Raw genomic sequence first — 20,097 nt, 5'->3', positions numbered from 1 at the left:
ACCGGTTCTGGACATCGGCGATGTGGAAAGATCATTCATGCCTCTGCACCCCCTGAAGCTGTCCGGACACTGAAGATTTCGTGCGTGCGCGTGTCACGCACGACCACCAGCCAGCCATGACAGCCCGCGGCGTGATACCAGTATTCCGGGTGCGGCCCAGCGGGGTTGTCACGCAGGTACACGTAATCCACCCATGCCGCCTCCGGTGCATCCGGATCGGGCCGGCGCACGGTGGCATCTCCAAGATAAGTGAATTCTTCCACACCGCGTGTGCCGCAGTAGGGGCAATGAATACGCATGATTACCTCAATGCAGATTGGGTTGTGCGCCCATGCCTTTTTCATCAATCACAGCACCCCGCGCAAAGCGGTCGAGGCGGTATGCCGTGGCGACCGGATGGGGTTCATCGCGTGCAAGAAGATGCGCAAAGCACAGCCCCGAGGCCGGCGTTGCCTTGAAGCCACCGTAACACCATCCCGCATTCAGATAGAGTTGATCGACCGGCGTACGGTCAATGATCGGGCTTCCATCCATGGACATGTCCATAAGCCCCCCCCACTGCCGCAACATACGGACACGGCCGATACGGGGCATGAGGGCCATTCCTCCCTCGCACACGTCCTCGACAACCGGCATGTTGCCGCGCTGGGCGTATGAGTTGTAGCCGTCGATATCCCCTCCGAAAACCAGCCCGCCCTTGTCGGACTGGCTGATATAGAAATGCCCGGCCCCGAAGGTGACAACGCAATCGATAAAGGGCTTCAGCCCCTCGGTGACAAAAGCCTGCAATACATGGCTCTCGATAGGCAGGCGCAGCCCGGCCAGCGCCGCAACGCGCGATGAGTTGCCCGCACAGGCAAGCCCCACCTTTTTCGCACCGATGAAGCCACGCGTCGTCTCGACCCCCTCCACACGGCCATCCGTGATGCGCATGCCGGTTACTTCGCAGTTTTCAATAATATCCACGCCCAGCCTGTCCGCCGCGCGTGCGTACCCCCATGCCACGGCATCATGGCGCACGGTGCCGCCACGCTGCTGCAGCAACCCGCCCTGAATGGGGAAGCGCGCGTTGTCAAAATCAAGGAATGGCAGTTTCCTGCGCACGGCTGCTGCATCAAGCAGTTGGGCATCCACGCCGTGCAGGCGCATGGCATTGCCACGCCGGGTATAGGCATTGCGCTGCCCGTCGTTATGGAACAGGTTCAGCACGCCACGCTGGCTGACCATGGCGTTGTAGTTGATATCCTGTTCAAGACCTTCCCACAACTTCATGGAACATTCATAGAAAGGTACATTGCCTGCAAGCAGGTAATTGGACCGTACTATTGTCGTATTGCGCCCGATGTTTCCATTGCCCAGCCATGACTTTTCCACAACGGCAACCCGCCTGATCCCGTAGCGCCTGGCCAGGTAATACGCCGTTGCAAGCCCATGGCCGCCACCACCAACGATAACGACATCATAACTCTCCTGTGGGTCCGCCTTACGCCATGCGGGCTTCCACCCGGTCTGGCCACGCAGCGCTTCGCGCAGAACAGATAAAAAAGAATAACGATCGCTGGACATACGATCTCCGTTTCTCGTTAATGGAGAGAACGTAGCGCTGTCGTAATAATGCGATATTATAATTTTTCCTTATGGTGTGCCCATGCCCCCTGCAAGCTTTCCATTCGACATGTCCGCACTGAACGTGTTCCTGGCGGTTTGTGAAAATGGCAGCATGGCCTCCGCCGCACGCAGTCTTGGCATAACCCAGCCCGCAGTATCGCAGACCATTGCCGACCTTGAAGCAAGAACGGCCACCATGCTGTTTGACCGGCGCGTACGCCCGCTGGCCCTGACAGCCACCGGCACCGTACTGCGGCAGTACGCATCAAACCTCGTCTCTGACATGCATCATATCGCCATGCGCCTGCGTGAGATGCAGACAGGCCGGGTCTCGCAACTCAGGATTGGCGTGGTCGATTCACTCTCGCGTGCGCTGCTGGTGAATATTTCCCGTTTCATGCAGACACGCGCGGAACATCTGATTGTTCTGGCCGGGCTGACCGAATCCCACGCCGAGGCCCTGCTGACACGTCAGATCGATTTTATTGTCGGTGTCGATGATCTTGAAGACGTGCCCGGTCTGGAACGCTGGCCGCTTTTTGAGGAACCCTACCTCCTTGTCTGCAACGCGGACATCGCCCCTCCCTCCTCGCGTGAAGAACTGAGGGAGATCTGTTCCCAACATCCATTCGTGCGCTTTACGCTTCGATCCCGGTCAGGCACCGAGATCGAGCGTTACCTGCGCCGAATGCAGATTGATGTGCCACTGGGACAGGAATACGACCTGCCCATCGGCCTGCTCGCCGGATGCCACAATGGCGGCATTGCCATTTCAACACCGCTCTGCCTGCACGAAGCGGGCTACATGCCGGACCAGGGCCTTTGCGTCCACCCCCTTCCGGCCGGGGGGATCAAACGGCGCCTGACCCTGGTGGCGCGCCGACGGGAATTTGGCCGCCTGCCGCTCGATTTTGCCCAGATGTTGCGGACATCGCTGCAAGATTACACCCGTACGGTCCTGCACCAGCGCTTTGCTGCATTTGCGCAATCCATGACGGTACTATCCTAGCCGCAGGGACTGAGCAACGTGTTGCAACCAGAGATGACCAATGCAGACATGCATCTCCGCTGATTGGCAATAACAGCCACGCCAGCTTCCGTGCCTATTCGTTTTCCGCCCTGTTTCCCAAAACGGCCTGACGCACCATCAGACCGACGATCAGCACGAACGCGAGGAACATGAAGCTGCTGCTCACGCTCAGGCTGGCGCTGATCGCGCCTTTATAGGCCTGCGTTACGTCTTCCTGCGTGGCAGGAGAAAGCGCCTGGATCGCGGCCATGCCTTTTTCCAGGAATTCGGACACGTCGATCTTCTCTGGCAGCACCTGAAGCCGGTTCTGCAAGGTCAGCGCCATCACGCCGCCCGAGAGGGCCACGCCAAGCGAGCCGCCGAGCGAGCGGATGAAGGACATCATGGCCGTGGCGATACCGAGTGAACCCGTTGGCACGGCGTTCTGGATCATGACCGTCGCATTGGGCATGCCAATTCCCATGCCCACGCCGAGGCACCCCAGGCTGAGCAGGAAAAACACAGCAGGCGCCCCATGATGAGCACAGACCGCGATGAGGGTGAGTGCCATGAATTCAATACCAACGCCGATGGAGAGCAAAAGCGCATAGCGTTGCGTTCTGGACGAAACGTATCCGCCTATTACCGAACTGATCATCATCGTGCCCACCTGTGGCAGCATCATCAGGCCAGAGGCCGCTGGCGTCTCGCCGAGAACGAGCTGATAATAAAGCGGCAGGAAAATCATCGACCCCAGCATGGCGAAAGACATGATCCCGGTTGCTGCAACGCATACGGAAAAAGTGGGGATACGCAGCAGGTCCAGACTGATGAGCGGCTCCGGCGCACGTCGCTCCTGCCGGATGAACAGCACGAACAGGAGCATGGTGCCCCCGAGAAGGAGAAATGTGAGCGGCGATGTCCATGCCAGGGTGGTGCCAACGGCGTTGAACAGCAGCAGGAAGCCCGCCGTGGCAACGCTCAGCAGAGCCGCGCCGGGATAGTCGATGCTGGGCCTTGCCTCGGCCCGGCCAACCGGCAGGCTCAGCAGGATCAGCCCGAATGCGAGAAGCCCGATTGGCAGATTGACGAGAAAGACCCATCGCCAGGACAGCGCGCCTGTCAGCACACCACCCAGAAACGGTCCCGTTACACTGCTGACTGCAAACGCTCCGGTGAACAGCCCCTGATAGCGGCCGCGTTGCTGGGGCGGCACCATATCACCGATCACCGTCTGCGACAGCGTCATGAGCCCCCCTGCCCCCACGCCCTGAAGACCGCGGAACAGAATCAGTTCCCACATGCCCTGCGCGATTCCACACAGGAGCGAGGCGCCGAGAAACGAACCGATGCTGAACGCCAGCAATGGCCGCCTTCCGAACATGTCAGAGAGTTTGCCATAGATTGGTGTGGCGATTGTGGAGGTCAGCATGAACGCCGTAACGACCCAGGACATATGCGCAAGACCACCAAGGTCGCTGACGATGGTGGGTAACGCGGTCGAGACGATGCTCTGGTCGAGCGCGCCCATAATCATGGTCAGGATAAGGCCGATGAAAACACGCCGGCGTGTCGAAGGGCTATAGGCAGATGCCATTTCTGGCACGGAAGATAACTGCACGAAAGAATCCTGTGATAACAAAAAATGGACCGCATGTCGTTTATGACGAACGCATGCGGTCCCGGTTGCTTCAGTTATCGTAGCAAAGCAAGTTTGGCGCGATCCATAATCTGGCTTAAAGCGGCTGCCCCGGCCCAGCTCCCCACATTATAGCAGGCCGTTCTTCTGTTAGTTGCGTCATCGCAAGGACACCTGTCCGGTTTATGGCAACGAAAAGATAAAACTTTTCTTCGACCATCTGGACTTCGGCAATATCAATATGGAAAAAGTCTATGGATGGCGTCTGGTGCGCTATTGCTTTTTTCCTAACCTGCAGAGGTTATTTATACTACATGAATGACAGTGAAAAATTTAAAATTTCTGATAGAAAGTCATTTTTATAATAAAAAATAAACGAAATTTACTTTTTAAATATGACTTATTACACAACGACTAACCGATCGCAGCATATGCTCGTGCGCAACGATAATGACGGACGACCTGATTCATCAAGTCACCTGCTGCACTGACGGTATAGTTATGAAAATCGCGCACACTATCATGCGCGGCATAGAAGCGCCGGGTTTTACGGTCCGCTTCCAAAATGAGGGCACCAAGAAATGTGCCGTCAATTTCTACAATCTGAGACTCAAGCATAGAAATCCTGTCCCTATCTGCACGCTTTCATGCGTGTTCCAAGGCCGACAGTCATTCTGCCGACCATTCTATCTGGTGATTGCCAGCACGGATTGTGTGGCGGATGCGATGCTACATCGACACATGCGGCACATTCGTTCAACGGCATGGACCATCTAATCTTAATCCCGAACTCTAGTCATGGGTTGAGGGGAGAACGTGCAACACCATACACGATTCCTATCGTATGTCAACTTATATATAATTTTTCATAGTTATATAATTAAAATACATATTTTTTAGTTTTTATGAGATCTGATCGCCATTATCGTATAAGATGATATCCTAACAATCTGTTATGAAATAAATTTTCTATCGAAAGCGGCGTTTGTCGGATTGTCGATGCTGATCTATCGGCATCTTATTCCACTATCTTATTTCGTTATATGGGAACCAGAACATCATCGCTTGATACGTCAGGAAATGCCATGTCCTCTTCAAATATGTCGCAATACGGTACAAGAACTGATCCCATGACGACATGCGGTTTTTTGAAAACGTCAGTCGAGGATATCGACTTATGTGGAAAAGCAGCGGCTGCACTTGGCGATTATGATATCGTCATCGTACCGGGTCTGGATGGATCAAATTCCTGGCACTGGCAGTCCCGCTGGGAAATATTGTTACAGCAGCACGGAGCATCCGTGCATCGGGTCCAGCAAGATGACTGGATGCACCCATTTTACCCCGCATGGAAGCAGGGCTTATTATCTGCAATGCGGCAGGTTCATCGGCGTGCCATTCTTATTGCACACAGTCTGGGTGCCGTACTCGTGGCACGTGTAGCCGCTGAAGAAGGGCTGCCTGGAGTTGCAGGGGCTTTTCTGGTCGCACCGGCTGATATCGAGCAGCATGAAGGCCCTGCCATCGCGCGCATAAATGCATTCGGCCCCCTGCCCGGTAAACCGCTGCCTTTTCCCGCTCTCATCATGGCCAGTGAGAATGATGAGTGGTTATCTTTATTCAGGGCGCATTTCCTTGCCACTCAGTGGAACGCAGAATTGGTAAATGCAGGAACACTCGGACATATTGGCAACGTTGCGAATGTTGGCATGTGGCGTGCGGGTCTGTCAGCCTTGACGCAATTTGCTGATAACCTGCCGCCCGGAACCGGGGCCTGTTAAACCATGAACGACCGAACGAAGTGCACAGTTATTTGTCATAAGCATGGTGCAGTCTGTCTTTTCTGATACTGACGGCTCCGTCTGGGTGCCTTTGATCGAAGAAGTTCATCCGAATCTGCTTTTTAAGGCCAATGCAACGCACCGTCATCGAACAATCAACCGGCTCGATCTATGGTAGGCCAATAATGTCAACAGTCTCGGGGGCCTGCCAGCCACCGCTCTTTTTCCGGGCATAATTTAATCTGATCCGGCCGTTTCGCATCATGGCCGGCTACCATCAATTTATTTCAATTTCATCGTCAGCATCGATGTTTCGGCGCCATTCTGTTCAGGGCCATATCGATGACCGTCCAGTTCTTACTTTTTGCAACAGCCGCAACATAGCCATCGGGTCGCACCAGCCAGATACCGTTTTCATCCGGTGGCAGGCACATTTCGGGCGTCAGCAAGGATGCATGACGCGCCATTATGGCCCGCGCTTCGGCACTATCCCGGGCGGCAAGGATAAAGCGAGGCATATTACCTTGCCCGGAACCTTGCCGTGCAATCAGTCGCTGCCCCGGCCCGGGACCATGCAGCCCCCGGGCTGAACCCATGTTGAGAGGGCTGTCAGGGTAGTCGATCAGGATTCCGGAAAGCCGACTGGCAATGGCACGGCGCATCAACGGAATGCGAAAACCCTGCTTTACAATAAAGTTGCGCACCCTCTGTGCAAGATGGCTTCCGAGCAGGACAATTCTGGTCATACGGCTGGAATCCGACAAGATCTGCAGCGCAACACCGCTGCGTTCGATACTGTAGCTGTTCAGCAGGCATGGTCCTGCTTCCTGCCGCTCCACAAGCGCCAGCTTCCAGGCGAGATTGAAGGCATCCTGCATGCCCATGTTCATGCCCTGGCCACCGGCAGGGCTATGGATATGGGCCGCATCGCCAGCCAGAAACACGCGCCCCCTGCGGTAATCCCGAACCTTGCGTTCGTTGACCCCGAAATCCGACAGCCAAACCGGATCGGACAGGATGACCCCGCCCGGCCCCCGCCGGTCCACAATGGCCTGCATTTCTCCAAGGTCCGGCATATGCAATGGAACCGGACCCAGATCAGCGATGATACGGTAATGGCCCCGCGCTATCGGAAAGAACATGACAGCGCCGTCCGGGTGCCAGAAAATCGCCGGTTCGTCAGGCGGGATCGCAAGGCCTGTCACATGCACGTCAGCGATGACAAAGCCCATGGGCAGCGTGTCTCCCTCGAATGCCAGGCCCAGTCTGCCGCGAACAAAGGAATGCGCACCATCGCACCCGACAAGCCACGCGGCTTCCAGCGTCTCGATCCTGCCGCCCGCATGCATGAGCGTGCATGAAACTCCGTCATCCCTGTCAACAAAGTCCGTCAGTTCGGTCTCGCGCTCGACAGTATGACCTGAAGTTTTGAGATGTTCTTCTAGCAACCGCTCGGTTTCCGATTGCGGAATCATCAGCAGGTAACTGAAGGGAGAAGCGATCGCCCCGAACGGAATCCGGGCAATTACCCTGTTGCCAGCGTGAATGCTGACAGCGTTTGCACGGAGCCCGGTGGCCATAAACGCATCCGCGCAACCCGCTGCGTCAAGCAGTTCCAGTGTCCGGGGCCAGATGGCCAGGGCACGGGACTCGGTAGTGCGGGTCGGCAGCCTGTCGATAATTCTGACAGACGTACCATACCGGGCCAGTTCGGCGGCCATGGTCAGGCCGACAGGCCCCGCACCGATAACGAGAACGGGCTTCGACATGGTTTTTATCCGAAGGAAGAAAGCTGTCCCGCCATACAGACAGATGCCCCCGTTAACGCCAGCCATACCCTGACTGTGCCTGCCTGCCCCAATGCATGGATGCACAAGGGCAGGCAGGGGGTCAGGAACGAAATTCGTCCAGAACCGGTTTTTCCCCGCTCATATGCTCCATGGGCAGCATCGATACAGATGCCGGCTCGATCAGGGGTAGCCCTTCCCCCACCACGCGCAGGCACAGCGCCAGCGACAGGGCCCCGGCATCAGGGTGGCCCAGGCTGCGCGTGCCATGGGTGCGGGCGCGCCCCATGCGCGGCAGCAAGTCACGCGTGGCGTCCGCAGCCTTCTGCGCCGCATCCGCCGCCACCTGCCACGCGCCGGACAGGGCGCACCCATGGTCGCACTCACGTTCCAGCGTTTCAACAAAGGGAACCAGCGCGTCCATGAGCGTCTTGTCGCCAACCTGCGCCCGCCCCAGTTGCATGACACGTTCCATGGCGCACCGGGCGCCGTGAACCAGTTGCCGCGCATCAGGCACGGATACATCATCCAGCGCCGTGCTGAAGGCACGCAGGCCCTCACCCCACAATGCGCCTGATGTGCCACCCGCACGGTCGGCCCATGCATCTGCCGCCGCCGCCAGCACGGTCGCGGCCCCGGCACGGGCCTGCGCGGCCTGACGGGCGGCCTGACGGGCGGCCGCCGACCCGCGGGCCATGCCCTGCCCGTGATCGCCATCCCCGGCCACGGCATCAATACGGCCCAGTTCACCCTCCGCCCCGGCCAGCGCCTGCGCCAGCCGCGTCATGGTTTCCGCCACGCACAGGCCACCACGTCGGCCAGCCGGGGTTCCGGCCGGGGCATGAACCACAGGGGGGGCTTCCTCCATCACGCTGCCGGTGGTGTCAGGTTCACCCATAATGCCCGCATGGCGCAGGGCTGCCGTCTCGACCGGCGCACGCCAGTAGCGCTCCAGTTCCTCATCCAGCCACGTCATGGTCAGGGAACAGCCTGCCATATCAAGACTGGTCACATATTCCCCCACCAGCGGGGCAATGACGGTCAGGCCCGCCTGCGCCAGCAGGGGGGCGAGCGCCTCCCACAGCACAAACAGTTCCTCATGCTTGGTGCTGCCCAGCCCGTTGAGCACGATCGCAACCCGCCGGGGCGCGCCATCGGGCAGTTCCGCCAGAATACGGTCAAACAGCACATGCGCCAGTTGCGCGGGTGGCGGAATGTCCTGTTCATCTATGCCCGGTTCACCATGCACGCCAAGCCCAAGCGCCATGCGGTTTCTGGGCACATGGAACAGCAGGTCGGCCTCCCCGGGCAGGGTGCAGCCTTCAAACGCCACGCCAAAGGTGCGGGTCTGGCTATTGGCGCGCCGCCCCACTTCCTCGACCGCATCAAGGTCCAGCCCTTCTTCGGCCGCAGCCCCCACAATCCGGAACACGGTCATGTCGCCTGCAATGCCGCGCCTGCGCGCCATGTCGCCCACCTCGGCGCTGGCCACGTCATCGGTCGTGGCCAGCAGGCGGGTATCGATCCCTTCACGGCGCAGGCGCTCCGCCGCGATGCCGAAGTTCAGCACGTCGCCCGCATAGTTTCCGAAACCCAGGATCACGCCGCCGCCCCGCTCGGCCCTGCGCGCCACGGAATAGATGGCCTGCGTGGATGGCGAGGCAAAGATATCCCCCGCCACCGCCGCATCGGCAAAGCCGGTGCCGACATAGCCGTTAAAGGCAGGGTAATGGCCTGAACCACCCCCCACAACCACCGCCACCTTGCCCGCCCGGCCTGCCTTTGCGCGTACGACCCCGCCGCGCACCATGCGCACGATGTCACGGTAAACAAGACTGTAGCCATGCAGGGCGGAGTGGGCGAATTCGGATGCATTGCCGCAAATTCTGGTCATTTGCATATATCCTCAGCTAACGGGAAAACGTCGCAACCGCGCCTTCATGCCTCACGGTGCAGGTAGCGACGCGCCAGGGAATCAAAGGAGATGGCCAGCACCACAATTCCGCCGCTGACCACCGACTGCCAGTAAGGCGAGATGCCAAACAGCACGATGATGTTCTCGATCATGCCGATGATGACGGCACCCAGAACCGCCCCCACCGGGCTGCCCAGCCCCCCCGTGGTCGCAACACCGCCAATGACGGCAGCCGCGATGGGGGCCAGCACCCATGTATCGCCAATGGAGGGCTGCGCCGTGCCCAGCCGCGCCACCATAAGAATCCCCGCAAGGGCTGACAGGAAGCCCGCCGTGGCGAAAGCGGCGATACGGATGGCGTCCACCCGCAGGCCGAGCATGCGGGCGGCTTCAGGATTGCTGCCAATGGCATAGACGTACCGCCCGACCGGCGTGCGCACCATGACAAAGGCCACCACCCCAAGGCAGGCGAGCAGGATGAGGAAAGGCACCGGCACGCCATAAACCAGCCCACGGCCCAGGAAGGAAATGTCAACGGGCACGCCGGTAATGGCCACCCCCTTGGTCGCCACCAGGATCGCGCCGCCGTACACGCCAGCCATACCGATGGTCAGCACCAGCGAATGCAGCCGCAACTGGGTAATCAGCACGCCATTGAACATGCCGCAGACAGTTCCGAGCAGCAGGCACAGTACCAGCGACAGCCACGGGTTCAGCCCCGCCTGCACCATCAGCATGCCGCCCGTAATACCGGCCAGCCCGCCAATCGCCCCGACCGACAGGTCGAGTTCTCCAAGGATCATGAGGATCGACTGCCCGATCGTGACCAGCCCGATAAAGGCCAGCGCGCGGGCCATAATCATCATGTTGAAGCCGGTCAGGAAATGCGGCGACAGCAGGCATGACGCGCCAAAGATCAGGACAAGGGCCGCAATGACGCCACCGAGCGGGCTGCTCATGCAGCGTGCGGCCAGCCTGCGCAGGGGCGGCAGGCGCGGCGGGGTGGGCGGTGTGGTGGGGAATGTGGTTTCAAGCGACATGACGAACCTCCGGCGCGCCGATAATCGCGCCCACAAGTGTATTGATGTCGGTCGTGGCCTGGTCGAACGAACCGGTGATCCGCCCGGCATGCATGGTGATGATGCGGGTGGCGCAGCGTTGCAGCTCCGCCATTTCGGAGGAGACGAGGATGATTCCCACCCCCTCTTCCGCCAGTTGCTGCATGATGCGGTAGATCTGGAACTTTGTGCCGATGTCGATGCCCTTGGTCGGCTCATCAAAGATCAGCACACGCGGCCTGCGCGCCATGGCGCGGCCGATGATCGCCTTTTGCTGGTTGCCACCCGACAGATACATGATCTTTTTTTCCGCCGATGACGTGCGCACATCGAAGCGCTCGATGGCATCGGCCACCACACGCCGTTCCCGGCCGGATGAAATGACGCCACCGCCCATGATCTGGTCCATGACGGACACGGCAATATTCTCGCGCACGCTCAGCAGCGGAAAAATGCCATGGTGCCGCCTCTCCTCAGGCAGGTAGAGCATGCCCATCGCCACGGCCCTGTCCGGCCTGCCGCGCGGGATCTCATGCCCATCCAGCACGCACCGGCCTGCCGTTGCGCGGTGATAGCCAAACATGGTCTGCATGAGTTCGGATCGCCCCGCCCCCACCAGCCCGGCAAAGCCGAGAATTTCGCCCCGGCGCAGGGTAAAGGAGGCATCGGTAAAGCCGGGACCGGACAGATGCGCCACATCGACGATGACATCCTGTGTGCCCGACGCGACGCCGGGCTGGAAGCTTTCATCAAGCTGCACGCTATTGCCGGACATGAGGCGGATCAGTTCGCCTTCATCGAGTTCCGCCATGGGGCAGGTGCCCACGCTGCGCCCGTTGCGCAGCACGGTTACCGTATCCCCCAGCGCGAAAATCTCCTCCATCCGGTGCGAGACGAACACGATCGCGCAGCCTTCATCGCGCAGCGTGCGCAGGATGGAAAACAGGTGTTCCGTCTCGCTCGATGTGAGCGAGGACGTGGGTTCATCAAGGATCAGCACCCGGAAATCCTCGGCGCTGGCCGCACGTGCAATCTGCAGGAGCTGCTGGTCGGGCACGCTGATATGGCCCACCTTCTGCCCCGGCCGGGCATGCATGCCAAAGCGGGTCATGAGCTTCTGCGCTGCCGCTTCCATTGCCGTGCGTGATACGGTCATGCGCCCGAAACCGGATTTGGCGAAGGGCATGAACATGTTTTCCGCAACCGTCATGGTGGGGAACAGGCTGAGTTCCTGCGGCACATACGCCACGCGGGCAAACAGGGCGCGATCGGCCAGCGCGTCATGGCCCTCTATTTCCACGCTGCCCGCATCGGGGCTCACGAGGCCGGTCAGCACCTTGATCAGCGTGGATTTTCCCGCGCCATTTTCCCCGGCGAGGATATGGACCTTCCCCGCTTCCAGCGTCAGGTCAACATGGTCCAGCGCCACAACGCCGGGATAGGTCTTGCGCAGGGATGAAACGTGGAGAACCGTCATGGTCGTTACTCCATCACTATCCGGAAAAATCAGATGTTCTTCTTGGTCAGGACATCTATGCCGGTATCTATGTATTTGGGCGTCTTCTGGCCCAGTGCGCGCTGCCATGCGGCGATGACCGCCCAGTAGCCCTGCATTTCGGGGCGGCTGGAGGCCGATGAATCCGCCACCCCGTCACGGATGAGCTGGATCATGTCGTTCAGGTTATCCAGGCCCACTTCCTTGACCTTGCCCGTGCGCCCGCTTTCACGGATGGCCTGACCGATGCCGACCGGGCCGGCTGCATCGCACGCCACCCATCCGGCAAGATCGGGATGGGCCTGCATGATGGCGGAAGCCTGTTTCTGCGCGGTTTCGATACTGTCGTTATCAATACCGGTCGCGACCACCCTGATCTGCGGATACCTGGCAAACGCCGCGCGTTCGCATTCCGCGCGCCGGGTATGGTTGGGGGCGGTCGGCACGCCGATCATGATCGCGACCTCCCCCTTTTCCCCGATCAGCCCTGCAAGGCGCTGGGCCGCGATCGTGCCCTGTTCACAGAAATCGGCCCCCACTGCCGTGATGTCCATCCCTTCGGGCGGAAGGGAGTCAAACACCGTCATGGGCACCTTTTCATCCACGGCCTCGAGCATGGTGGCGTGGTTGCCCTTTTCATCCAGCATGTCGAGGATCAGCCCGTCGGGATGGGTTGCGATCGCGCGTTCGATGATATCGTTCTGTGAGGATACATCGGCGGTTTCAGGCGCGCGGTATTCAATTTCCACCTTGCGCCCCGTCGTTTTTCCCAGCAGGTCTGCCGCCGCCTGGGCGCCGGTATTCACCTTGTCAAACCATGGGTGAACCGTCTTGGGAATCAGCACGAAACGCAGCGGTGCGTGATCATCTGCCGCCCGCGCCGCCATGGGCGCAAGCGCCAGTGCTGTGGCAAGAAGAAAAGCTGTTTTCATTTTTATTGTTCTTTCGCTTTACCGCTCATCCGGCTGCACCTGCAGCCAGCATTCAGCAGGTCGTAACGGCTGGCTCCGCGTGGGCATATTTCTCGCCCAGCGCATCGATACCCGCCACATTGCGCGCCGAAGGCCCCTGCGGGTCAAACGAACAGGCCAGCCACGCATTCACGATGCTCTTGGCGACCTCCGGCCCGATGACACGCGCACCCATGGTAATGATGTGGGCGTTGTTGGACAGGGCCGCCCGTTCGGCGGAATAGGTGTCATGGGTCAGGGCCGCGCGGATGCCGGGTATCTTGTTGGCCGAAATGCATACCCCGATCCCGGTGCCGCAGCACAGGATGCCCCGGTCGAACTCCCCTGACATGATGGCCTGCCCCACCCGCTCGCTCAGGCTGGCATACAGTTCGCTGCCACCGCCGGGGGGGGCGGACATGTCGCACACGTCGTGCTCTCCACGGTCCCTGAGGTACTGCGCAAGCATGCCCGCCATACCGTTACCGGCGCTATCGCCACCAATGGCTATACGCATCGTTTTTCTCCCATTTGGGTAATGGAGTATGTTTTTATTCAGGCGTTACGGCATTACTGGCACATAGACATGCCATCTGCAGTGTAACGCCATGATCCAGCAGGCTGTCACGTATTGCGGGATCAAGACCATCATCGGTTATCACCACATCGAATTCGGACAGGTCCGCCAGTCGGTTCAGTGCATTGCTGCCAAACTTCGTGCTGTCAGCCATCAGCACACGCCGGTCCGCGCTACGCATGAGCGCGTGCTTGGCTTTTACGATTTCCTGCTCCTGGTGATAGGCGTTCACGCCATGAACGGCGGATACGGACATAAACAGGGTATTCACCCGCAATGCCCCGATCGCCTGTTCGCACATCAGCCCGAAAAACGCATCGAAGATGGGATGGTAACGTCCCCCCAGCGCCATAAGGCTGATAGAGGGCATGCCCGCCAGGGTGGAAGCAATGCCAAGGCTGTTGGTCACCACCGTCACCCCGCCCATCGTGGCCAGATGATCCACCATGCAACACGCGGTGGTCGAATCATCCAGCGCGATGACATCACCAGGCACGATCATACTGGCAGCCATGGCCGCCATGGCCTTCTTTTCACGCATGGCGCGGCGCCTGCGGTACAGCATGCTGCTCTCGGCAATGCCGTTGGGCAGGGCTGTCACCCCGCCATGCACCCGGCGCAGCAACCCCTGTGCCGACAGCGCCTGCAGGTCACGATGGATGGTCATGCGGCTGGTTGCAAACCGCGTGACCAGTTCATCAATCTCCACATTGCCACGGTTCATGACATAATCGACCATGGCGCGCCTGCGCGTGGCGACGGCGCCGGTTTCAGCCAGATGCAACATGTTCATGTGCCACACTCCCGATAATCTGCCTGAAATCAGCAACACTCCATGCCGCGCGACCAATAAAGACACCATCTACATTGGCAAGCCGCACGTAGCCGGAGGCATTGGCGCGTGTAACGCTGCCGCCATACAGCAGCGGTATTTCGTGCCCGATTTCCTCCCCCGCGATCTGTACCAGCACTGCGCGCAGCCGCGCATGGGCACTGGCCACAAACGCGGCATCCGCCGCATGCCCCCCTGCCCCGATGGCCCAGACCGGTTCATACGCCACCAGTACCTGCGCCAGACGGGCGGGCGGAACGCCGTGCAATGCAATGCGCAGTTGACGGGCCAGCACATCATCCGTCACGCCAAACGCATGTTCCTGCGCCGTATCCCCGATACACACCAGCGGGCGCATGCCGTGGCGCAAGACGGCATGGACCTTCAGGTTGATGGTCCAGTCCGTTTCACCAAAATGGGCGCGGCGTTCGGAATGGCCGATTTCCACCAGGGCTGCACCACATTCAGCCAGCATGACGGGCGAGATTTCTCCCGTCCATGCCCCTTCATCCTCCCAATGGGTGTTCTGCGCCCCCACAAGTACGGATGTGCCATCCAGAATGGCGCAGACATCTTTCAGCGATGTAAAGGGCGGGATGACAAAAGGTTGCACCCCCGCAGGCGGATGAAAGGCGGCCAGGGCGCGCGCGGCCTCGATAGCGGCGGCTGGCCCCTTGTTCATTTTCCAGCTGGTACCAATCCATAACGGCCTGGAATGCATCACGGGTCTCCATATCTGGCAGGATGCACATACATAACAGTTTACATGATATATATATCATTGGTGGCGTTATTGTTGCGCCGCCGCCTGCACAGGAGTGTTCACGTTCTCATGATCAGAAGAAATATATGAAATAATACCCTATCGTTCCAAAATAAAATTCAAGAACATAAAGTATAGGGTAAATGTCGCTGTCAGCCCATGATGCCCATGCTGACCGGACCATCGAGCAGCACGCCATCGGTAATGCAGCGGTCAGCGCCCAGCGGGCGTTCGGCACGCCGTCCCTTGCGGGCCAGGGCATCATGATAGAAACAGGTGGCTTCATCTGGCGGAAGGTTGCCATCCGTCACATGCCGCATGGCCTGCACCAGCAGCAGCGGGTCATCGGCATCGACAATCTTGCGCCCGAACAGGGCCGCCCGCGCCCCACAGCTCTGGGCCTGGTGCAGCAGTTCAAGACAGTCGCGCGTCGTGCCGCTGCCGCCCCCCATGATCCCCACCACCATGCGTGGATCGAATGCACACAGTTCGGTCAGCGCGGTCGCGCCATTAAAGGGAATTTTCAGGAATTCCGGCCGCTCCGCCTGCCGCAGGCCAGCAAGGGCGCGGATAATCATGTCATTGAGGAAGACACCGCGGTCCGGTTGCGCAATTCGCCCTTCATTGGGGTTGAATACTTCAAGGAAATAGGAAAAACCATGCTCCCGCGCATCCTCGCGAAAACGGCGGAAGCATTCCAGCGCATGGGCATCGTGTTCCGCATTGCCATTGAAGGTCATGGAATACAGGCCGAGCCTGGTCTGCGCACCGGCCAGTGATGCGCTGCGAAAAGGCACGGAGCGCTGGGTGGTATAGGGGCTGCCCCGCCCGCGCCACAGGTCGGTGGTATCATTGGCACGGATCGCGGGCTGCACGCGGCTGTTGTTAAAAGCGCCTTCGTGCACCAGCGTTTCCAGGGTGGAGGCTGAGACCAGCATGATATCGACCACATCGAGTTCCAGCATCGCGCGGATATCATCCAGATATTCATCCCGGCCGCGATAGGGCGACAGGCCGCCCATGGTGCGGTTGCGCCCCATGGCGCTGATGCCTGCCGCCATGTCGGCATCCTTCGCATCGGCCAGGATAAAGTCGGCGCGCGTGTCGGTCCCGGCGGCCATGCGGGCAATCTTGGTTTCATAGCGGTTCATTGTTCAGGCTCCGATCGGTTCGGGCTGCATGAATCTGGGGGCATTCTCGCGGGCGGCGAGATGATGTCGGGTCTCGGCTTCCTGCCAGGCATCACGGGCCTGACGCTGGATTTTGTCGGCATCCCACCCAAGGGTTTCGCCCGTGATGCCCGCCACTTCGTGCGTGACGTCAGGCGTTAACGCGCCGGACATGGCAATGGTGGTGCGGCGATAGAGAATATCCGCGACATGCCGGACCTGTTCATTGCGTGCGATGAACATGATTTCCCGGCGGGTATAGGACGGCAGGCAATTCAGGGGTGCATCAGGCCCAAGAGCGCAGAACCGCGCGATTTCCACCGCCAGCGTGCCGTACCGGTCAAACAGCACGCGCGCGCGTTCACGCGGAATGGTGCTGGTTGCGGCAAAACGGTCAATATGGGCATCCAGATCCGTGGGGCGGGGATAACCGCGTCCTCCCCCGATTGGCAGTAACCGGGTGGAAACCTGCCGCACCCGGCCCAGACGGGGCAGGATGGTATCCGCCACTTCCTCCGCCAGGCCGCGAAACGTTGTCCATTTCCCACCCACCAGGGAAAACAGCGCGACCGGTCCCAACCGGTCTTCATGCACGATATGGTCACGGCTGATCGCGCCGGGGTCAGACGCGTTACTGGCTGGCAGGGGCCGCACGCCACTGTACCGGTAGATCACATCGGATGCATCAAACAGGAAACCGGGGAACAGGGCGCCCAGCATATCGAGCATGTAGGACTGTTCCGCATCGGTGCAGACGGCCGCGTCGGGATCGGAGACAGGAATATCGGTTGACCCTACCAGCACATGGCCCAGAAAGGGATAGGCCAGGCAGATACGCCCATCTGGCGTGCCGAAATACACCATGTTCCCATCGAGTTCATGCAAAAGCCCGTCATGGCGCAGCACCAGGTGCGCCCCCTTTGTGCCGCCGATATAACGGGTGGACACGCCAAGGGCAGCATTGACCTGATCGATCCATGCACCGCCCGCATTGACCACGACGGGAGCCCGTGCCTGCCATGACTGCCCGCGTGACAGGTCATGCAGCGCCACGATGCCATCGTGAAAGGATTCAACGCGGGTATAGGTCGCGACACGACATCCCTCCTGTGCGCGCAATGCATCATGCACGCATTCATAGCCCAGCCGTTCAGGCTGGCTGATCGCCGCGTCATAATACTGCGCGCAGGCCATGACGGTGCGGCTCATATGTGGCCAGCGCGCACGGGTCCGCGCCCCTGAAAACAGGCGGTGCCGGGGCATGACGCGGGCATGCCGACCAAGAAAATCATAGATCTGCAGGCCAAGTTCAAGCACAAGCGCGCCCCGGTCGGTCATTTTTCCGCCCAGCCGCAGGAAGCGCCGCACGGAAGGCACGATCCCGCCAAACCATGACCGGACCGGCACGGTGGTGGGTAATGGATGGACAACATGCGGCGCATTGCGCAGCAGCAGGTTACGCTCCAGCGTGGATTGCGCGACCAGGCGGAACTCCCCGGTTTCAAGGTATTTGAGTCCGCCATGGATCAGGCGCGATGGGGCGCTGGAGGTACCACTGCAGATATCCGCCCGGTCCACCAGCAGCACACGCGCGCCCTGCACGGCCAGTTCACGCATCAGCCCCACGCCATTGATCCCGGCGCCGATGATGATGACATCATAGTCTTGCACGGGCGACTGGGCGGTATTCATGAGGGAATCCCACCCATGGCTGTCGCATGATGAGCACGCAGATGCAGGGCGGGATGCGCCCCGGATACAGCCTCCGGGTGTGATGGTGCCGGGGGTGACGTATCATACAGTGCACGCCAGAACGGGCACATGGCCTGCGCCAGCTCCACGTAACGGTGATATATGCCGTCATACGCCGCTACCTGCGCCGGTTGCGGGTCATAGGTCCGCAGCAATACGTTCAGCCCCGCCACCGCCCGTTCAAGATCCGGCTGCATGCCAACCGCCACCGCCCCGGTCAGGGCGGCGCCCAGTGCGCCTGCCTCCCGCACGGAGGAGACATCAACCGGCCTGTCCAGCACATCCGCAAACAGTTGCGCGATTGCAGGCTGGCCGCTGCCGCCACCGGATATGCCCACGCGCGCCACCGGTCCCGTCTGGCACAGGGCGCTGACATGCATGCGATGGTTGAACACCATGCCTTCCACCATCGCCTGCAGCAGATCGGTCCGGTCATGCCAGGACTGTACGCCAAAAAACGATGCGCTGGCAGGCGCCGCATAAGGGGAGCCGAACAGGAAAGGATGGAAAAGAGGGACCGTTCGCGCCTGACGGACGGCGGTCAGGCGTTCCTCTACCTCATGCATCAGTGTCGTCGTGGCATCCCCGTTGCCGGGCAGGAGCAGACGCGCCATCCATTCCAGATTGCTGGACGACGCGGGCGAGATCGCCATGCAGTTCCACAATCCCCGACGGTAACCTGCGCGGCAGGCCCACCCCTCTCCGGTGACAGGCCTGTCGCGGAAAACCTCGTTTATGGAAAATGTGCCCGCTGTAAGCGACATGTCGCCCGGCTGTGTATGGCCCATGCCAACGGCGGCGGCCGTTACGTCATGCAACCCGGCTGAAACCGGCGTGCCCGCAAGCAGGCCCGTTGCCGCAGCGGCACTGGCCGTAACCGTCCCCGCGCGTGCGCAGGAATCCAGCATGGTCGGCAGGCAGTCATGCATGCCTTCCAGCCCCAGGATATCCAGAATGGCGGTGCTGTACTGCTGCGTATGCAGATCGGTAAAGGCCGTGCTGGCCTCGGTTATGTCTGTTGCGACCTCCCCCGTCAGGCACAGCCGGATCCAGTCCTTGGCAAACAGGATGGCCCCGATGGCATGATAACGCTCGGGCTCATGTGCACGGATCCATGCCAGCAGGGTATTGGCGGAATAGGCATAAGGCCGTTGCCCCGCCAGCGGCACAAGCTGGTCCAGCACCCCGCGCTCGCGCCACCTGTCATGCAGGCCCGTTGCGCGACTGTCGAGCGACATGATCCCGCGCCCCAGCGGGTTGCCCATGCGGTCCAGCAGGAACACCCCATCGCCATGCGCCGTTACGCCCACCGCGGCAATGGCCTGACCATCCAGCCCCGCATCATCCAGCGCCATGCGGATGGTCCCGGCCACGCCCTGCCATACCTCGCCCATGTCGCGTTCGACATGGTGCGGGCGCTCCATATGCTGTGCCACGCGGCTGCGCCCCGTTCCCACGATCAGGCCCTGAGGGGTGAAAATGACCGCCTTGGTCGTGGTCGAACCACAGTCTATTCCGATGATGAAGTCCCGGCGCATCCCTGACCTCCCGATATCCAGCAAAAGGGTGATGGATTCACTATGTTATATATAACATATATAATGTTATGTATAACGCATATTTATGTGATCCCGGATATCGGGAACCGGATCGGATTGCGCTCAAAAGAAAGGGCAGTTATTGCGAAAGCCACATTGAATGTGACACCGTAACAGGTATTCCTTACGCTACGCGCCTTCCTGTTGACCTGCGGATGAAGATC

At 60.0% G+C, this 20,097-nt stretch carries 17 protein-coding genes and 1 pseudogene; 2 read left to right on the top strand and 16 right to left on the bottom strand.

Annotated elements, in window-relative coordinates; genetic code table 11:
* Positions 1-35: 35 nt before the first annotated feature.
* Both CDI09_RS07240 and CDI09_RS07235 read right to left on the bottom strand, forming a co-directional pair.
* Positions 36-299: a sarcosine oxidase subunit delta gene (locus CDI09_RS07240; RefSeq protein ID WP_078527376.1), complete on the bottom strand. Its 264-nt coding sequence runs from the start codon at positions 297-299 to the stop codon at positions 36-38.
* Positions 300-306: 7 nt separating this feature from the next.
* Positions 307-1,566: a sarcosine oxidase subunit beta family protein gene (locus CDI09_RS07235; RefSeq protein WP_078527374.1), complete on the bottom strand. Its 1,260-nt coding sequence runs from the start codon at positions 1,564-1,566 to the stop codon at positions 307-309.
* A gap of 109 nt (positions 1,567-1,675) precedes the next feature.
* Here CDI09_RS07235 and CDI09_RS07230 point away from each other — a divergent pair, with 109 nt between their 5' ends.
* Positions 1,676-2,617 carry a LysR family transcriptional regulator gene (locus tag CDI09_RS07230; protein WP_236944527.1) on the top strand — a complete coding sequence of 314 codons (942 nt, stop codon included), beginning with the start codon at positions 1,676-1,678 and terminating at the stop codon, positions 2,615-2,617.
* A 94-nt stretch (positions 2,618-2,711) separates the two neighbouring features.
* Here CDI09_RS07230 and CDI09_RS07225 read toward each other — a convergent pair whose 3' ends face one another.
* The 3 genes and pseudogenes from CDI09_RS07225 to CDI09_RS07220 all read right to left on the bottom strand — a co-directional run bounded on the left by CDI09_RS07225 (position 2,712) and on the right by CDI09_RS07220 (position 4,874).
* Positions 2,712-4,238 carry an MDR family MFS transporter gene (locus CDI09_RS07225; protein WP_205836624.1) on the bottom strand — a complete coding sequence of 509 codons (1,527 nt, stop codon included), beginning with the start codon at positions 4,236-4,238 and terminating at the stop codon, positions 2,712-2,714.
* A gap of 169 nt (positions 4,239-4,407) precedes the next feature.
* Positions 4,408-4,512, bottom strand: a pseudogene (locus CDI09_RS18955) (IS481 family transposase); the annotation flags it as partial.
* 158 nt (positions 4,513-4,670) lie between these two features.
* The gene (locus CDI09_RS07220) at positions 4,671-4,874 is read right to left on the bottom strand and encodes a hypothetical protein (protein ID WP_078527369.1); all 204 of its coding nucleotides are present in this window, start codon (positions 4,872-4,874) and stop codon (positions 4,671-4,673) included.
* 467 nt (positions 4,875-5,341) lie between these two features.
* On the opposite strand from CDI09_RS07220, the gene CDI09_RS07215 reads away from it, so the two are divergent.
* Complete coding sequence (locus CDI09_RS07215; RefSeq protein ID WP_236944526.1) at positions 5,342-6,037, top strand: RBBP9/YdeN family alpha/beta hydrolase; 696 nt, start codon at positions 5,342-5,344, stop codon at positions 6,035-6,037.
* Positions 6,038-6,336: 299 nt separating this feature from the next.
* Here CDI09_RS07215 and CDI09_RS07210 read toward each other — a convergent pair whose 3' ends face one another.
* From CDI09_RS07210 to CDI09_RS07160, 11 genes are all read right to left on the bottom strand, one after another.
* Positions 6,337-7,806 carry an FAD-dependent monooxygenase gene (locus tag CDI09_RS07210; protein ID WP_078528208.1) on the bottom strand — a complete coding sequence of 490 codons (1,470 nt, stop codon included), beginning with the start codon at positions 7,804-7,806 and terminating at the stop codon, positions 6,337-6,339.
* A gap of 121 nt (positions 7,807-7,927) precedes the next feature.
* Positions 7,928-9,718, bottom strand: coding sequence for a dihydroxyacetone kinase family protein (locus CDI09_RS07205; protein ID WP_078527366.1), 1,791 nt, complete (start codon positions 9,716-9,718; stop codon positions 7,928-7,930).
* A gap of 44 nt (positions 9,719-9,762) precedes the next feature.
* Positions 9,763-10,779 carry an ABC transporter permease gene (locus tag CDI09_RS07200; RefSeq protein ID WP_078527364.1) on the bottom strand — a complete coding sequence of 339 codons (1,017 nt, stop codon included), beginning with the start codon at positions 10,777-10,779 and terminating at the stop codon, positions 9,763-9,765.
* Entirely contained in the window at positions 10,769-12,274 is a 1,506-nt protein-coding gene (locus CDI09_RS07195) for a sugar ABC transporter ATP-binding protein (protein ID WP_078527362.1), read from the bottom strand. The genes CDI09_RS07200 and CDI09_RS07195 overlap by 11 nt, the downstream gene beginning before the upstream one ends.
* A 29-nt stretch (positions 12,275-12,303) precedes the next feature.
* The gene (locus tag CDI09_RS07190; RefSeq protein ID WP_078527360.1) at positions 12,304-13,224 is read right to left on the bottom strand and encodes a substrate-binding domain-containing protein; all 921 of its coding nucleotides are present in this window, start codon (positions 13,222-13,224) and stop codon (positions 12,304-12,306) included.
* A gap of 52 nt (positions 13,225-13,276) precedes the next feature.
* The gene (gene derI, locus CDI09_RS07185; RefSeq protein ID WP_078527358.1) at positions 13,277-13,759 is read right to left on the bottom strand and encodes a D-erythrulose-4-phosphate isomerase; all 483 of its coding nucleotides are present in this window, start codon (positions 13,757-13,759) and stop codon (positions 13,277-13,279) included.
* Positions 13,760-13,793: 34 nt separating this feature from the next.
* Positions 13,794-14,612 (bottom strand): DeoR/GlpR family DNA-binding transcription regulator, encoded by an 819-nt coding sequence (locus CDI09_RS07180; RefSeq protein ID WP_078527356.1) that lies wholly within the window; start codon positions 14,610-14,612, stop codon positions 13,794-13,796.
* Positions 14,590-15,372 (bottom strand): triose-phosphate isomerase, encoded by a 783-nt coding sequence (locus tag CDI09_RS07175; RefSeq protein ID WP_078527355.1) that lies wholly within the window; start codon positions 15,370-15,372, stop codon positions 14,590-14,592. The genes CDI09_RS07180 and CDI09_RS07175 overlap by 23 nt, the downstream gene beginning before the upstream one ends.
* 194 nt (positions 15,373-15,566) lie before the next feature.
* Positions 15,567-16,565, bottom strand: coding sequence for a hypothetical protein (locus CDI09_RS07170; protein WP_078527353.1), 999 nt, complete (start codon positions 16,563-16,565; stop codon positions 15,567-15,569).
* A gap of 3 nt (positions 16,566-16,568) precedes the next feature.
* Positions 16,569-18,275 (bottom strand): glycerol-3-phosphate dehydrogenase/oxidase, encoded by a 1,707-nt coding sequence (locus tag CDI09_RS07165; protein ID WP_078527352.1) that lies wholly within the window; start codon positions 18,273-18,275, stop codon positions 16,569-16,571.
* Positions 18,272-19,873 carry an FGGY-family carbohydrate kinase gene (locus CDI09_RS07160; protein WP_078527350.1) on the bottom strand — a complete coding sequence of 534 codons (1,602 nt, stop codon included), beginning with the start codon at positions 19,871-19,873 and terminating at the stop codon, positions 18,272-18,274. Before CDI09_RS07160 ends, CDI09_RS07165 begins: the two co-directional genes overlap by 4 nt.
* Between the last annotated feature and the right edge of the window lie 224 nt (positions 19,874-20,097).

This window comes from Komagataeibacter nataicola, from assembly GCF_003207795.1.
GTDB lineage: Bacteria > Pseudomonadota > Alphaproteobacteria > Acetobacterales > Acetobacteraceae > Komagataeibacter > Komagataeibacter nataicola.
The sequence above is the reverse complement of the archived record's forward strand: the minus strand, read 5'-3'. Positions and strand labels throughout refer to the sequence as shown.

Bases quoted from the DNA above. Each gene is read 5' to 3' on its own strand.
- CDI09_RS07240 (WP_078527376.1), bottom strand. From the start codon at position 299: ATGCGTATTCATTGCCCCTACTGCGGCACACGCGGTGTGGAAGAATTC.
- CDI09_RS07235 (WP_078527374.1), bottom strand. From the start codon at position 1,566: ATGTCCAGCGATCGTTATTCTTTTTTATCTGTTCTGCGCGAAGCGCTG.
- CDI09_RS07230 (WP_236944527.1), top strand. From the start codon at position 1,676: ATGTCCGCACTGAACGTGTTCCTGGCGGTTTGTGAAAATGGCAGCATG.
- CDI09_RS07220 (WP_078527369.1), bottom strand. From the start codon at position 4,874: ATGCTTGAGTCTCAGATTGTAGAAATTGACGGCACATTTCTTGGTGCC.
- CDI09_RS07215 (WP_236944526.1), top strand. From the start codon at position 5,342: ATGTCCTCTTCAAATATGTCGCAATACGGTACAAGAACTGATCCCATG.
- CDI09_RS07210 (WP_078528208.1), bottom strand. From the start codon at position 7,806: ATGTCGAAGCCCGTTCTCGTTATCGGTGCGGGGCCTGTCGGCCTGACC.
- CDI09_RS07205 (WP_078527366.1), bottom strand. From the start codon at position 9,718: ATGACCAGAATTTGCGGCAATGCATCCGAATTCGCCCACTCCGCCCTG.
- CDI09_RS07200 (WP_078527364.1), bottom strand. From the start codon at position 10,779: ATGTCGCTTGAAACCACATTCCCCACCACACCGCCCACCCCGCCGCGC.
- CDI09_RS07195 (WP_078527362.1), bottom strand. From the start codon at position 12,274: ATGACGGTTCTCCACGTTTCATCCCTGCGCAAGACCTATCCCGGCGTT.
- CDI09_RS07190 (WP_078527360.1), bottom strand. From the start codon at position 13,224: ATGAAAACAGCTTTTCTTCTTGCCACAGCACTGGCGCTTGCGCCCATG.
- derI (WP_078527358.1), bottom strand. From the start codon at position 13,759: ATGCGTATAGCCATTGGTGGCGATAGCGCCGGTAACGGTATGGCGGGC.
- CDI09_RS07180 (WP_078527356.1), bottom strand. From the start codon at position 14,612: ATGAACATGTTGCATCTGGCTGAAACCGGCGCCGTCGCCACGCGCAGG.
- CDI09_RS07175 (WP_078527355.1), bottom strand. From the start codon at position 15,372: ATGCATTCCAGGCCGTTATGGATTGGTACCAGCTGGAAAATGAACAAG.
- CDI09_RS07170 (WP_078527353.1), bottom strand. From the start codon at position 16,565: ATGAACCGCTATGAAACCAAGATTGCCCGCATGGCCGCCGGGACCGAC.
- CDI09_RS07165 (WP_078527352.1), bottom strand. From the start codon at position 18,275: ATGAATACCGCCCAGTCGCCCGTGCAAGACTATGATGTCATCATCATC.
- CDI09_RS07160 (WP_078527350.1), bottom strand. From the start codon at position 19,873: ATGCGCCGGGACTTCATCATCGGAATAGACTGTGGTTCGACCACGACC.